Source organism: Neobacillus sp. BF23-41, from assembly GCF_041106275.1.
The window spans coordinates 65,983-79,682 of record NZ_JBGBPR010000011.1 but is presented as its reverse complement, the minus strand read 5'-3'; the positions used below and the strand labels follow the sequence as shown (position 1 = coordinate 79,682).

Annotated in this window: 9 protein-coding genes and 1 pseudogene; 7 read left to right on the top strand and 3 right to left on the bottom strand. The window is 39.1% G+C overall.

Annotated features, from left to right (window positions below):
• The first annotated feature begins 8 nt into the window (after nt 1-8).
• From AB7942_RS17310 to AB7942_RS17300, 3 genes and pseudogenes are all read left to right on the top strand, one after another.
• Entirely contained in the window at nt 9-1,013 is a 1,005-nt protein-coding gene (locus AB7942_RS17310; RefSeq protein WP_369447835.1) for an ABC transporter substrate-binding protein, read from the top strand.
• 173 nt (nt 1,014-1,186) lie between these two features.
• Entirely contained in the window at nt 1,187-1,609 is a 423-nt protein-coding gene (locus tag AB7942_RS17305) for a hypothetical protein (protein WP_369447834.1), read from the top strand.
• Nucleotides 1,609-6,518: pseudogene (locus tag AB7942_RS17300) on the top strand (DUF5724 domain-containing protein). Before AB7942_RS17305 ends, AB7942_RS17300 begins: the two are co-directional and overlap by 1 nt.
• Nucleotides 6,519-6,574: 56 nt before the next feature.
• On the opposite strand, the gene AB7942_RS17295 reads toward AB7942_RS17300, so the two are convergent.
• Nucleotides 6,575-7,303 carry a protein-glutamine gamma-glutamyltransferase gene (locus AB7942_RS17295; protein ID WP_369447832.1) on the bottom strand — a complete coding sequence of 243 codons (729 nt, stop codon included), beginning with the start codon at nt 7,301-7,303 and terminating at the stop codon, nt 6,575-6,577.
• 54 nt (nt 7,304-7,357) lie between these two features.
• Nucleotides 7,358-8,587 carry an MFS transporter gene (locus tag AB7942_RS17290; RefSeq protein ID WP_369447831.1) on the bottom strand — a complete coding sequence of 410 codons (1,230 nt, stop codon included), beginning with the start codon at nt 8,585-8,587 and terminating at the stop codon, nt 7,358-7,360.
• A gap of 384 nt (nt 8,588-8,971) precedes the next feature.
• Here AB7942_RS17290 and AB7942_RS17285 point away from each other — a divergent pair, with 384 nt between their 5' ends.
• Together AB7942_RS17285 and AB7942_RS17280 are read left to right on the top strand one after the other, a co-directional pair.
• Nucleotides 8,972-9,172, top strand: coding sequence for a cold-shock protein (locus AB7942_RS17285; RefSeq protein WP_066253749.1), 201 nt, complete (start codon nt 8,972-8,974; stop codon nt 9,170-9,172).
• Nucleotides 9,173-9,351: 179 nt separating this feature from the next.
• Entirely contained in the window at nt 9,352-10,182 is an 831-nt protein-coding gene (locus AB7942_RS17280) for a hypothetical protein (protein ID WP_369447830.1), read from the top strand.
• A 46-nt stretch (nt 10,183-10,228) separates the two neighbouring features.
• Here the strand turns inward: AB7942_RS17280 and AB7942_RS17275 are convergent, their stop codons facing one another.
• The gene (locus tag AB7942_RS17275; RefSeq protein ID WP_369447829.1) at nt 10,229-10,507 is read right to left on the bottom strand and encodes a hypothetical protein; all 279 of its coding nucleotides are present in this window, start codon (nt 10,505-10,507) and stop codon (nt 10,229-10,231) included.
• Between the two features lie 309 nt (nt 10,508-10,816).
• Here AB7942_RS17275 and AB7942_RS17270 point away from each other — a divergent pair, with 309 nt between their 5' ends.
• Both AB7942_RS17270 and AB7942_RS17265 read left to right on the top strand, forming a co-directional pair.
• Entirely contained in the window at nt 10,817-11,746 is a 930-nt protein-coding gene (locus tag AB7942_RS17270; RefSeq protein WP_369447936.1) for an MBL fold metallo-hydrolase, read from the top strand.
• Between the two features lie 281 nt (nt 11,747-12,027).
• Nucleotides 12,028-13,386 carry an MATE family efflux transporter gene (locus AB7942_RS17265; RefSeq protein WP_369447828.1) on the top strand — a complete coding sequence of 453 codons (1,359 nt, stop codon included), beginning with the start codon at nt 12,028-12,030 and terminating at the stop codon, nt 13,384-13,386.
• Nucleotides 13,387-13,700: the final 314 nt, after the last annotated feature.

Below are 13,700 nucleotides of genomic sequence, written 5' to 3'. Positions count from 1 at the left end.
AAATCTAAATGAAGAAAAGTTTTTTGATCATGGTAAGTTTATTACTACTACTTTTAAGTGCTTGTGGTAAAAGCAATGAAAAGGAATCAGATAAAACCACGGGGGCTACCGATAAACTACAAAAAGTTAGCTTAATGCTAGATTGGTATCCAAATGCGGTGCACTCATTTCTTTTCGTCGCTGAAGAAAAGGGCTATTTTAAAGAACAAGGCTTAGATGTTGATATCCAAATGCCAGCAGATACCAATGATCCGCTTAAACTAGTTGCGGCCAACCAAATTGACATGGCACTTAGCTATCAACCACAGGTACTTGTGGCACGCAGTGAAGATATCCCTGTTCAATCCATTGGAGCAATTGTCCGTCATCCATTAAATCAATTAATGGTGCCTGCAGCTGGTTCTATAAAATCACCCAAAGATCTAGCTGGGAAAACGATTGGTTATCCATCGATACCATTAGATGAAGCGATCGTTCAATCGATGGTGAAAGCTGACGGAGGAGACGCCGGAAAGATCAAAATGGTCGATGTGGGCTGGGATCTCATTCCTGCGATGGCAACGAAAAAAACTGATGCTTTAATCGGCGGCTATATTAACCATGAGAAGTTATTGTTGGAAAAAGAAGGTCACCCGATGAGAGCATTAAATCCTGCGGACTATGGGGTTCCAGATTATTATGAATTAGTTATGGTCGCTAGCGAAAAGGGATTAAAAGAAAAACCAGAAGTGTATAAAAAGTTTATGGCTGCGATTACGGAAGGCCAAAAATACGTTCAGGAACATCCAGAAGATGGTCTTTCGATTGTAATGAACCATGAAGATAAAACATCACCACTTGAGAAGGATGTCGAAACAAAAAGCCTAGAAATCCTTCTCCCGCTAATGGACGCAAAAGAAAAACCATTCGGCTACCAAGACCCAGAAACATGGAAAACCACAGCCCAATGGCTAAAAGACAAAAAAGTCATAAAAGACAACGTAAAAGCCGAGGATGCATTTATTAACTTTTAAAGTAAATTGGTGTCAGTGCAAGTAATTTGGTGTCAGGCACCACGAAAAGACAAAACGAGCAAAATGTCCGCCCTGCGTGGACATTTTTTTGTTGTTCTTTTTATTGGGATGTTGCTGTATACCTCATTGAAGTTTGCTAATATATAGGTAAAATCTATTATTGAGGTAGCTGCATGAAAATCTATGTGACAATGAAAAGTCTGGCTATGAGGAAGGATTATCTTACGAAAAAGGAGATTCATTTAGAGGGTTTTCCGACGACACTTAGAGTGCTGTTGACAGAATTAGTGTCAATCCAAGTCCAGGAGTTCAATGCAACAACCCAAACAGAAACCAACATGGTAAGTTTCCTAACAAACGAGGAAATCGAACAGCAAGTCTATGCCGGTAAAGTTGGGTTTGGGACTAAATATAGTGACCAAAAAGCCGATCTGCAAACGGCAGTCAGGGTGGCTATCCAAGCCTTTGAAGATGGTTTATACCGAGTAGTCATTAATGAAAAAGAGTCGCTCGATTTAGATGAGCGATTGGGTTTACAAGAGGATGATCAACTTACTTTTATAAAGCTGACGATGTTAGCAGGACGTATGTGGTAATGGGGAACGGTTTGAGAGCAAAAAATAAGGATCTATATTATGAGAGTTTAGAAGCGAAGGCAAACAAAGAATTTACTGGTGCAGAGCAGAATTTGGCGCTGCTTCTCATAAAATTAATGGACGCGACCTACATCGTACGGGACACAAATCTTCAAGAAATTAGAAACATCCTATTCACACAAAAAAGTCCCCGTGACCCCCTCATTTTCCAACCGTTAGTGGAAATTGTGCACACCTTAATCGGAGCAGAATACGGGGCTCTTTTTCAATATATCATCGACCATAAGTGTGAATATCCATACAGTGAAGGACATTCGCGACGACCGTTTCGGACGAGAAACCTCGAGTATCACTACCACGGAATGATCGAGAGCTTCCTTTATTTGTTTGACTTGGATTTTGAAGAGTTTTCGATTATTGATTATCTATCCAGAAGTGAGGGTTCGCCGATATACAATCCACTGATTAGTGATGTGATTGCCTATGAAATCGACAAAAAAAATGAGCGGGTAATCCAAGCCTTATCTGAAGTTATTTTCGGAGAAAATAACATAGCACTGCTTACATATGAAATGATCAAGGGAATTTTTAAAAGCCATAGCCAGAAAGGATATACAATGCTCGGTGATTTGTTACTTGCCGCCAGACTGCAAGAGGGCCTGCGCCAAAGCATTGTCGAAAATATCGATGAAGGTACTTTAGAAGCTACTATTTACATGCTTAAAGTCATCCTCAACCACGAACTTATTCGTTACAGTTCCGTCGTGAGGGCACTTGATGTTTGGACAGGTTTGGATCTGCAAGCCTCAGACAATAGTGTGACTAAACGATCGATTCAATACGCGGCAGATTCTCTATCCAATCGAGAGCTGCGTAAAGAGGGAGTTAGAAGCGAGAATCTGAATACGCTTTACATCAGTCTTTGGGCCACTGCTGTGAATGAAGAAGACGATATAAAAGAACCGATCCAATTCCTGATGGAAAACGGCGAAACCTATCAAAAGGTGATGGCCCAATTCTTTTTAACACAAAGCCAAAATACGGGTATGAGATTTGAGTTAGCGCACCCGTTTTTATTTGAAAAGAATGGAGAGCTGCAATATTATCTTCTCAAAAACTATGTGTATGACTACGATATCCATTGGTCATACGAATCTGATAAAAGTGAAAGCACGCTGACCGTCAACCAGGTTCCTTTGTTAGAAAACAAGAAGGAACGATCTCGACAGTTTGAGTTGTTTAAAAACATGTTCTTACAAATGCCCAAAAGAGAACTCGAAATCGAATCAGAAACGAATCAAGGACTAACGCTAATTTTCTCAAGAGACGAAATTGCGAGAAAAATGATGTTCTTAACTGCCTACGACTTGGATAAGGATTGGCTAAGACAATTAATTGAATCGAAGGACAAGCTAAGTGCTGAATTAAGAGAAGATCTGCTTTCATTTTTTATCAAGGATAATTCGGATAAAACACAACGCGATTTCCTTTTTGCAAGTCTTGCTGATAAAAGTGTGAACAATCGAGAAATCGCCCTTGCGCATATTAAATCAATGGAGTTGATGCCTGCAGAAATTGAAAAGATTGAAGCGATATTAAAATTAAAAACTGGTGGCCTCCGACAAGGAGCCATTCAGATTTTATTAGGACTCCCGAAGGATCTCCTAGAACCCGCGCTTGACCGTTTATTATCAAGTAAAGCAGAGTTGCAACGATTGGGTGCGCTTGAAATCTTATTAGAAATCAACGACCAAGCTGAACGTGAAAGACTAGTTAAAGCATTTAAAAATACAATCCTTCAAATGAAAGCTGGCTCAAAAGAACAAATATTACTTGATAAATTGTTTCAAACCGAGGAATACAACCTGGATAATGGGTTTGGATTATATGACCCGAATCATCGGGTAAACCTTGAACTTGAGCACCCTAAACAAGAGTTAAAAAACCTTTTGCAGCCATCAACTGATTCTAGCAAGCAATTTCTTCAAGGTTTAGCCGAATTGGTTCATGAACATCGTCAGGTGGAATATGAGGTCGAGTGGTACGATGGCTCAAAGGATACACTCCATATTGGCGAGGAATTAAGGTGCTCTTACTCTTATCAAGAGGATGAAAAACAGCAAATCGACCAACTTCCATTAGCTGAAGTTTGGAAGGAGTATTTTAATACCCATATGCTAACAGCACCAGAGCTCATTCAGACTGCCTTCTATCTTCACGCGGACAGGATCTTAAGCTATTACAGTAATAGGCTGGATGTTTGGGAGGTTATGGATTATCCAAAGGTAGAGGGCTGGAGGAAAACATTTTTAGAAGAAATTTATCCAATCGAAAACATCGAAGAAGTGAATCGCTTTCTTGATGATTTGAAATATCGTTCCCAAGTAGAAACGCTTTTCGATGCTTATTTTACAAGTCAAGATTCAAAAGAGCTTTTCGACAACATCAGTGCTGTTTTAAATTTTCTGGTACATTCGATCCCAGAAGATAAACTCAAAACCGAATATAAGCTGCTTGATTTTCTTATCGATCCATGGCTGGAATGGGCTGAACACTTTGCCGATATTACTAGTGAATCCTTTGATGTGTATTTCAAGCTTCATTTTCAGTTATATACGATGGCCAATTTTGAAAGTTTCCTCCCGTCGATGGAAGATTTAGCAAAAGCTTATGCACGTAAAATGATCGATGAACAGGTCATTTTTCAAGAACTTTTGGTTCGAGATGAAACAAGTAGAGATTATGTATCAGAATTAACTAATCCCAAAGATCATTTTTTAGAAAATTATCCTGATATGATTCCTATTAAAGATCGGGTGGTTCAAAGAATATTAGAAATTGAACTAAAAAGAGGGGATCTCCCTACAGAAGTAACTACCGTGGCTATGGGAATTGAACGCCATGAAGGCATTGGTTCCTTTGTTCAAATCCTATTAGGCCATGATAAAGAATCGTTCGTACGCGGCTATATTTATGGTTATGGCAGCGATCTCACTAAAAAAGAAGTGTTCTCCCACTTATTAAAAACAAGTTATCCAAAAGATGGAGACAGCGACGCACAACTAAAGCATCTTTTAAAGGGAAAGGCATTAGCGGATAAAAGATTATTAGAGGCAGCGATGTATGCCCCGCAATGGCTAGGCATTGTTTCAAAGCACTTAAATTGGAATGGTTTGAGGAGTGCCGCCTGGTATTTCCATGCCCATATCAATGAGACATTTTCCGAGGAAAAAGAAACCATTGTCGCGCATTATTCGCCCATCTCACCACAGGAATTTCAAGATGGTGCTTTTGACATCAGGTGGTTTAAAGAGTCTTACGAACAGTTGGGTGAGGAACGGTTTCAAATTCTCTATCAATGTGCCAAATACATTTCGGCAGGTGCGAATCATCGCAGATCACAGCTGTTTGCGGATGCGGTCTTGGGGAAATTAGCGCTTGAAAATACTAAAAACCTAGTTCAGGAAAAAAGAACAAAGGATCAAGTATTATGTTACAGTTTGATTCCAGTGAAAAATGAACAAGATGTTCTCGAACGGTATGTATTCTTACAAAGATTTTTACAGGAAAGTAAGAAGTTTGGGGCCCAGCGCCGGGCCAGTGAATCAAAAACAGTCACGATTGCCCTTGATAACCTCGCCAGAAATGCAGGTTATAAGGATGTAACTAGGTTAAAGTGGGCAATGGAAGCGAAAAAAATGGAAGAGATTGCACCATTTCTTGAGCCAAAAGTGATGGATGATCTGACTGTACAGCTCGTGATTGATGCCAATGGGCGAGGAGATATCAAAGCAGTAAAAGGGGATAAAGCACTAAAAACTCTCCCAGCCAAGTACAATAAACATGATTATATTGTTGTCTTAAAAGGGATCAAATCAGATTTAAGGGAGCAATACAAACGAGCAATGGAAGAGTTGGAACGTTCGATGGAGCTTGGAAATAGTTTTCTTTTAAGTGAAGTTTATACTATGATGAAAAATCCGGTGTTGACGCCACTGATGACATCATTGGTATTAAAAGTAGGGAACTATTTAGGCTTTTTTGAAGACGGTTCTCTATATGGTGTTGGGGCGGTTGACAAGTATTCCATTCAGGCCACTGATGAAATTTTCATCGCTCACCCGGTCCATCTCTTTGAGAGTGGGCAATGGAGTGAATTCCAACGGGATTTATTCGCTCGGAAGGTGAAACAGCCTTTCAAGCAAGTGTTTCGAGAACTATATTTACCAAATCAGGATGAACTTGCAGCGGGAACAGGGACACGAAGATACGCGGGTCACCAAATCCAGCCGCAAAAAACAGTTGCCATATTAAAAAGTCGCTTGTGGACGACGAGCTATGAAACGGGACTTCAAAAAGTCTACTACAAGGAAAATATTATCGTGCAACTAAATGCTTTAGCCGATTGGTTCTCGCCATCGGATGTTGAGTGTCCAACCTTGGAAACAATCGAATTTTTCGACCGTCTTACCTATCAACCTCTAGAAATTAAAAGTATTCCGAAGGTGATCTTCTCGGAAACGATGCGAGACATTGATTTGGTTGTCAGTATCGCCCATGTCGGCGGGGTGGACCCAGAGGCGAGCCTAACAACGATTGAAATGAGAAAAGTAATAGTAGCGGAATCGGTTCGATTAATGAGATTGGAAAATGTAAGGATCGAGGGCAATTTTGCGCAGATTAACGGAAGTCTAGGGGATTATAGTGTTCACCTGGGAAGTGCCAATGTGTATAAACAGGCTACAGGTGCCATTTATATCGTTCCGTCCATTCACAGCAGCGTGGTCGAATCTTCCTGCCATTCATGGACGAGGACCCAAAAACAGCAGAAATTGTTTCAAAAGTCCTTTTGCTCGCGGAAGATAAGAAAATCAAAGATCCATTTATTTTAGCACAGATAAGAAACTAGTAACTTATGATCAAATGCAAAAGACCGCGGCTTCAATGGCAGCGGTCTTAGCCTATTTATAAAAAAGATCGATACACGGGTCTTGTGATAAGGTTCATGAGGTATGCTGAGATCCGCGGATTGGGCTTTCTTTTTTTATTTAAGAAAGTAATGATTGTGTCTGCCTTCTTGATGCCTACTCCATGACCGTAGTATTGGTCATCCGCCATAAAAATCACATTCTCAGCACGCCAATGCGACTCGTTCGGGTTAAAATCAGGATTGTTGAAATGCAAGATGTCACCAGGTATGAAATCATCCCCATATTTTTGCCAAATCTTCAGGTCGTTATCAAATTGCCAATCCATTAATAAAAGCCGGTTAAAAAGTAGATCAAACCTTGTGCTTCCAATCGAATATAGGGTAGCAAGATATAAGACAATCGCGATTCCTGTTGAACAATCAAAGGCATAAAGGGCTCCATTTTTTATAACATCAAGAATGGCGACGCTGGGCCTTACATTTGGTTTCAAGAGAAAGCCGCCATTACTTAGACGATCCCAATACCTTTTATTGCAAAAGGCATAAGTAAAGGTTGTAAACTGTACCTTACTTTTATTAAGCTCTCGGGCAGCTTGCAGCGTCTTGGTTCGAAACAGCAGCTCAAATTTGAATTGACTTAAAGTTTGATATTGATAAATTTCCGTATATTTCTCCATTTTAGTAACGATGTCTTTCTGTTCTTTCGTTGTAAGGGTATGACTAAGATCATCCACGTGAATCGTTTGCTGATTTATTTTAATCATTTTCCCACCTGCTTCCCTAATCCACTCCTTCTAAAAAAATATGAAACTTTTAAACTAATAGTTCCAATTATCTGCTAGTTTTTTATTTTTCATAAATCTAACGTACATTAAGAAGAAGACGATTGCGCTGATGAATCTTAGGATGGATATGATGTTCATTGATTTTTGTATGCCGGTTACTTCGAGAAGCCAAATGCCGATTTGCGGCGCGATGAAGGCAACAAAGGATAATAGGACATTATAGGTTGTGATGCAATACGTTCTTTTTTCCTTTGGAGATTGCTCCAACAACAGGTTGAACAATAACAGCATGGTACCTGAAAGAAAGAACCCAGAAGTCATCGAGACAAAGGTTAAATAGATTAGATTAGTGGACAAAACGGTCAAAAACGGTGCAATTGCCATTCCAGCAGCAACCCAAACGAGCACTAAGGTATTGGATTTTTTTTCAGCCCATCTTTTCCATAATGGGAAGGTAAATATCTGCACTAATTGATTCGCTACTGAAAATATACTAATCCAAAGAATCGTTGCATGAGCATATTTCACATTATAAATATTGAATAATCCCCATGCCATTTGCCATGAGAAATTAAAACATAAGGCAGTGATCAGAAACCATCTGTATCCGTTATCCTTAAAAATTGACCAATCCATAGACGAATTCTTTTGCTCCTGCTTCTTGTTCGTCTTCGGTTGTACCGTTTCCTTGTGCCTCATTAAGAAAAATACTTCTAGTAATCCAAATAGAAAGGCCATGAGAAATAAAAGCTGGTAGGCGACCGCATGGTTGGTTTGGTTTTTCATAACGATCCCAATGATCAAAGTTGTGATCATGCCTACAATGGTTAACAGTCGATTTCTATCACTGAAAAACGCTCCTCTTCGGTCTTCGGTTATCATTCCACTAATAAGCGTTTGCCAGCCGATATTTGATATCGTTCCGGGTACATTCATTAAAGCCACTATGATCAAAAACGCCCATGCTTGATAATCCGAACGAAAAAAAAGGACTCCAGCTAAAAAAACAAATAAGATTCTTGCCCATAAAACAGACATGGCAACGGTCTTCTTTTGCTGCTCTAAACGATTCAACATGATAGCAGCTGGAATTGTCATAATCAGTGCAACTAATGGCGGAAGCGAGCTGATCAAACCGACTTGATAGTTGTTTGCGCCGAGAATGGAAATAGCGAAAATAGGAAAAAAATTACTGGCAAGGTTCACAGCTATGGTAGACACCATCCCATGATAGATACTTACTTTTTCGTTGTATGTGCGCATGTTCATCCACCATCTTCATAAAAATTCTATAGCTATTATACAACAAGAATACTTGATTTTTTCAAAATTATTTTAAAATAACTAAGCGATGGATCATTTATGAAAGTGTTTTGTGATAGTCTTAGAAATATTCCGTCTGGATTGTAGTATTTCTGCCTATTCATGATAAAAAGACAATAGTATTTCTACAATATTTTTACAAAAGAAATAATAAATTCCTCAGATATATTTGCATTATTCGGGACCATCTGTTATAGTTAAGAAGAATTATTTTTGTTAGTCGGTAAGGATGAAAAAAGGGAATACTGCTTTTTGTCTAAAAGATCGAACTGAGCAAGGATAGTAATTTTATGTGTGCAAAGCACACAGCAGGAGGAAACACAAATGGAACAAGGTAAAGTAAAATGGTTTAATGCAGAAAAAGGTTTTGGATTCATCGAGCGCGAAGCTGGAGACGACGTATTCGTACACTTCTCTGCTATCCAAGGCGAAGGTTTCAAATCTTTAGACGAAGGTCAAGCAGTGACTTTTGAAGTTGAACAAGGTCAACGTGGACCACAAGCAACTAACGTTCGTAAAGCATAATCTAAACCACATAAATGTGAATGAAAAGGCTCTCTTGTAGAGCCTTTTTTTAATTTCAAACAATTTATACACAAATACATAAAAATACCGCGGGGAGAAGAGGAAAAGCTCTTTCCCTTTTTTATTGGCAGAAGTTGAAATATAATGAAATCACATACATAGTGGAAGGAAGTGTTAGGATGATCATCCAGCGTCCTCAATTAGAGCAGTCCGAATTGACGAAGTATATTCCGCCCAAAGGTGAATATGAAACATTCCGTGATATGGACCATTACAAAGAGAAACTCAAGGAATGGGGTTTATCCTCAGCGAGAGAAGCGAAAAAAGAATTCTGGTACAAGGATCGAAACTATCAGCGCCAAGTAACTATTAAAGGGTATGAAACTTACGGGAGCGCATTGGATATTAATACGCTTGTGATTGAATTCCAAGACGGAAATCTCACCTGTATCCATCCAGCCTATTTAAAAGAAATGCAGCAATCGAGCTTTGGAAAAGAAAGCTTGTTAACATTTGATGAAAAAGAAACGGTTGCACCCGATCTTGTGACTGTGGACGAAAGTGAACCAATAATTGCAAAGGCAATCACAGAACCAGCCGAAAAACCTGCAAAAAAAGAAGCAACTAAGCCACCAAAAGCAAAGGAACCGAAACCTAAAAAGGAGAAGGCTCCAAAACTCGAACTTCCAGTTGACAAGGTCCATTTTACTGCCAATGTAAAACAGTTCGCGCTCGTTTACAATCCGTTTAATGAGGAAAATGATGAAGTTGTTGTCTTAGAAAATGTTCAGATTGTCAACGAGGAAAATCCACTAGAAATCGGTCTAGCTTGGTGCAGCCATAGCAAGACACTCAAAAAGTTTGAATTGGCAATAGGGGATGCACTTGAATTCGATGGTAAAGTTGCTGCTAAGAAACTTGGAAAAGGAAAAGATGTAGACGAAGAATTCTTAGTAGATGTCCCAGTCTTGTATAAAATCAATAACCCATCAAAAATCGTTAAAAAATAGGACGCTCTTATAGAGGTCCTATTTTTGTAATATCCGCCGTGTTGATTTAAGGAAAATAAATCTCCAATCGATCCTCGCCCTTATTTAATATATAGTAATTTTGAAAATCAATGTTTTTCGCACAGGTGTCATATTTTTTCAATAATATGGTTATGTAATTCCCATCCCTCTTCATAAATATCAGCTGTTCATTTAATAACTGGATAGAATCAAATTGGAATCCGTCCCTCTTCCATAAAAAATCCTCATCATTATAGTAGTTAAGAATTACTTGACGATTGTGATAGCATTCAAAATCAGCTACATCCTTCATTTGTATTTCCATATCAAATATCACCGATCCCTTTGCATATATTTTAGAAAAATATAAGGTTCGAGGTGGTGATTGGAATCACATCCTGATAGAAAAATGAAACCATAGATGATACGATGGAGGAATGACAAACATGTAAAAGGAAGAGGCACCTGTATGATCGCACTGATTATTGTTTTAGGATTAATTGGAATCACCTATTTTTTCCTAAGGTATTATCCCCCGTTTGGCAAAAAGGCTTCGAAGGAGAGGCTTAGGAAATATGAGCAATCCGAAAACTTCTCTCATCAAAGGAAATTCGTCAACCGAGTTCCAACAATAATGGAAAATGGCTTTAAAGAAACGGTTTCGATATTAATTGATTTCATCAAAGGTCATCCCAATGGAAGACCTAAAAATGCCATCCGAATGGAAAAATTAAAACTTTCGGATCGACAGGATGATACACAACCAAAAATCACCTGGTTTGGGCACTCAGCTCTACTTTTAGAATTGGATGAAAAAAGAATACTATTAGATCCGATGTTTGGCGGAGCACCTACACCATTTCCAATCTTCGGCATAAAGCGCTATAGCAAAAGACTCCCATTTATCATTGAAGATCTTCCAACGATTGATATAGTCATCATCAGTCACGACCATTATGATCATTTGGATTATGGATCGATTAGAAAAATAAAGGAAAAGGTCAAACAATTTATTGTCCCGTTAGGTGTGGGGAGCCACTTAGAGAAATGGGGAGTGAGTCCAGAAATCATAATAGAGCTAGATTGGTGGGATGAGCTTCATCATGAAGGACTTAAGATTTCTTCCACACCAGCAAGGCATTTTTCAGGCAGAAGCCTAACAGACCGCGATGCGACCCTTTGGTGTTCATGGGTAATAAAGGGGAAGGATACTAATATCTTTTTTAGTGGGGACAGCGGGTATGGGCCACATTTTAAAGAGATTGGTGCTAAATACGGTCCCTTTGATCTGACACTAATGGAATGCGGTCAATACGACAGGCGTTGGGCGGCAATTCATATGACGCCAGAAGAAACCGTCCAAGCACATCTCGATGTGAAGGGGATAATAATGATACCAATTCATTGGGGAGCCTTTACACTAGCCTTACATGACTGGACGGATCCAATCGATAGAGTAACGAACGCGGCCAAAACACAAAATCTTGCTATTTCCACGCCGAAAATCGGTGAAACGGTTTATATTGGTTCGGAAGATTACCCAAATAAAGTTTGGTGGAAATAGAGTGACAAAAGCAATGAACGCTGGATAAGGAATATGTTTACGATGATTATAATAGGTAAAATACAAACCCAGATATAGTCGACATGGCAAATACAGATAAGACAAAGGTAAAAACCAGCTGTTTTTTAAAGATTGATTTTAATCGGATCACTTCTTGCAAGCTAGCACCTGCCGAACTCTAAGGCAAACATTTCTAAGGTTCTTAAATTAATGGAGGAATAATAATCCAATATAGAGTATAATGAAGTTTCGGATTTTTATTTCTCAAGGAGAACCTGTATATGAATCAAACCTATACGTTAAAGGAAAAGACAAAGCAAATTTTTATTTTGTTGATTCCTATCTTAATTACACAGCTTGGCATGTTTTCAATGGTGTTTTTTAATACGATTATGTCAGGTAAGTACCATTCCACCGCTCTAGCCGGAGTAGCGATAGGTTCATCGATTTGGAGTCCAATTTTTACGGGGATCAGCGGAATTCTTCTTGCGGTTTCACCAATTGCCGCTCAACGCTTTGGTGAAAAGAAGAGCAACGAAGTGGCATCTGTGGTGAAACATGGAATATATCTTTCCATTTTAATTGCACTCGTTGTCATTATCCTGGGATTCTTTTTGTTAGACCCGATCCTAGATTTAATGAAACTTGATTCCGGTGTGCATAACACGGCCTTTCATTATCTAGTCGGACTCAGCTATGGAATTCTTCCGCTATTTATTTTTAATGTACTTCGATCATTTATTTATGCACTTGGTAAAACTAGGGTTATTATGGTGATCATGCTTTTGTCGTTACCGTTCAATTTCTTTTTGAACTATGTGCTCATTTTTGGAAACTTGGGTTTCCCAGAGCTTGGTGGTGCAGGGGCAGGCTATGCAACATCGATTACGTATTGGGGGATTATGGGGATGACGGTGTTTATCGTTAAAACCCAAGAACCTTTCTCTACGTACTCCGTTTTCGCTGATTTAAAAGAATTTTCTTGGGATAAATGTAAAGAGATATTAAAGATTGGTGTGCCGATGGGACTCTCTACATTCTTTGAAACCAGTATGTTTGCGGTGGTTACCATCTTACTAAGTAAATTTAATGTCACCACTATTGCTGCCTATCAATCTGCTTTAAATATCGTCTCTTTTCTATACATGATTCCGATTAGTATTTCGACGGCACAGACGGTCCTTGTCGGCTATGAAGTAGGGGCCAGGCGCTATAAAGATGCGAAACAGTATAGCTGGTTAGGAGTTTATATTTCCATCTTGATTGCCATTGTGACTGGAGTATTAGTAGTGATTTTTCGTTATCAAGTTGCCGGTTTTTACTCGAATGAAACAGCAGTCATTAATTTAACCGCCAATTTCTTAATCTTTGCGCTGTTTTTCCAAATTTGTGATGCGATTCAGGCCACTGCGCAAGCAGCCTTAAGAGGATATAAAGACGTCAACCTTGCCTTTATCATGACACTCATAGCCTATTGGCTCATCTGTCTTCCATCAGGATATCTACTCGCACATTATACGAGTTTAGGAGCAAGAGGCTACTGGATCGGACTAACCATCGGCCTGCTCGCAGCCGGAATAGCCCTATCCATCAGACTCATATACATCCAAAAGCGGAAATTCGACAGTAGAGCGGTTTAAAGGACTCATTTATTGGTGTCATTATTGGTGTCTTTTTTTGGTGTCAGGCACCACGGAAAGACAGTATTTGGATTTTGTCCGTATGGAGTGGACACTTTGATATTGTTGGAAACAAAAAGGGTTAAGTAGATTAGCTACGTGCCCTTTTTTGTTCATTTTCACATTTTAGGGTCAAGTAGAGCACGTCTACGTGCCCGTAATTGTATAACTCCACCGATTAGAGTCACGTAGAAAATTTAATAAATAATTGGCTTACTAAATCTTCCAATGGTAAAATATAGATGATGGTATGTTTCAAATCTGCAGGTGAGGTG

What these genes read in the sequence shown, in the direction of transcription:
- AB7942_RS17275 (WP_369447829.1), bottom strand. Translation starts at nt 10,507, where the DNA reads ATGGAAATACAAATGAAGGATGTAGCTGATTTTGAATGCTATCACAAT.
- AB7942_RS17305 (WP_369447834.1), top strand. Translation starts at nt 1,187, where the DNA reads ATGAAAATCTATGTGACAATGAAAAGTCTGGCTATGAGGAAGGATTAT.
- AB7942_RS17295 (WP_369447832.1), bottom strand. Translation starts at nt 7,303, where the DNA reads ATGATTAAAATAAATCAGCAAACGATTCACGTGGATGATCTTAGTCAT.
- AB7942_RS17280 (WP_369447830.1), top strand. Translation starts at nt 9,352, where the DNA reads ATGATCATCCAGCGTCCTCAATTAGAGCAGTCCGAATTGACGAAGTAT.
- AB7942_RS17310 (WP_369447835.1), top strand. Translation starts at nt 9, where the DNA reads ATGAAGAAAAGTTTTTTGATCATGGTAAGTTTATTACTACTACTTTTA.
- AB7942_RS17265 (WP_369447828.1), top strand. Translation starts at nt 12,028, where the DNA reads ATGAATCAAACCTATACGTTAAAGGAAAAGACAAAGCAAATTTTTATT.
- AB7942_RS17290 (WP_369447831.1), bottom strand. Translation starts at nt 8,587, where the DNA reads ATGCGCACATACAACGAAAAAGTAAGTATCTATCATGGGATGGTGTCT.
- AB7942_RS17270 (WP_369447936.1), top strand. Translation starts at nt 10,817, where the DNA reads ATGGAAAATGGCTTTAAAGAAACGGTTTCGATATTAATTGATTTCATC.
- AB7942_RS17285 (WP_066253749.1), top strand. Translation starts at nt 8,972, where the DNA reads ATGGAACAAGGTAAAGTAAAATGGTTTAATGCAGAAAAAGGTTTTGGA.